Source organism: Nonomuraea sp. B19D2 (genome assembly GCF_040137845.1).
Classification (GTDB): domain Bacteria; phylum Actinomycetota; class Actinomycetes; order Streptosporangiales; family Streptosporangiaceae; genus Nonomuraea.
In genome coordinates this window covers 1-815 of record NZ_JBEFAK010000160.1, presented here as the reverse complement: position 1 = coordinate 815, position 815 = coordinate 1, and the positions used below count along the sequence as shown (strand labels likewise).

Annotated in this window: 1 protein-coding gene; it reads right to left on the bottom strand. The window is 71.7% G+C overall.

The genetic code is table 11. The features are described 5' to 3' along the window. Positions 1-25: 25 nt before the first annotated feature. The coding region (locus tag ABN273_RS59270) for a response regulator transcription factor (RefSeq protein ID WP_349458608.1) at positions 26-815 on the bottom strand (790 nt) is incomplete at its 5' end.

Below are 815 nucleotides of genomic sequence, written 5' to 3'. Positions count from 1 at the left end.
GCCAACGGCGTCGCCGCGCAGCCGATCATCTATCGCCGAGTGTGAGCCGTGCCAGTTCGGCGCGGGAGGCTACGCCTAGCTTGGGGAAGGCCTTGTACAGGTGGGAGGCGACCGTTCGCGGGCTCAGAAAAAGTTGCGCGCCGATTTCGCGGTTGGATGCGCCGGTGACGGCCAGCCGTACCACCTGGAGCTCCTGCGGTGTCAGCACGTCCAGTGGATCTCCGGCACGGGCATGGTCCGGTAGGGAGAGCCCGGTGACGCGCAGCTCGGCGGCCGCGCGGTCAGACCAGGGAACCGCGCCGATCCGGTCGAAGGCCTCCATGGCGGCCTGGAGCTGGGTGCGTGCCTCGGCGCGCCGCCTGGTGCGGCGCAGCCACTCGCCGTAGACCAGGCGGGTGCGTGCCTCGTCGAAGGGCTGCCGTCCTTCGGCGTGCAGGGCCAGTGCCCGCTCGTACAGCGGCCCGGTCGCGTTGTCGGGGGCCAGCAGCGCGCGGGCCCGGTGGAGGATGGCGAGCGGTGCGGGCCGCCCGGTGGACTCGGCCCATTCCGTGTAGCGCCTGAGCCGGTCCCGGGCGCGCTGCGGATCGCCCACCCGAACGGCGGCCTCGATGTAGTCCGGCCAGGAATACCGCCACAGGAACGCATGGCGGGTGGGGCCGGTCATCGCCCGGTCCACTCGGTCGAGCATCGCTTCGTAGCGGCCCAGCCCGAGGTCGAGGATCCCGCGCGCGTACTCGGTCCAGCAGACCCCCGGCATCCACTGGCGGTTATCGGCGTCCCGGATAGCCTGCGCGGCCATCGCCAAACATTCCTCC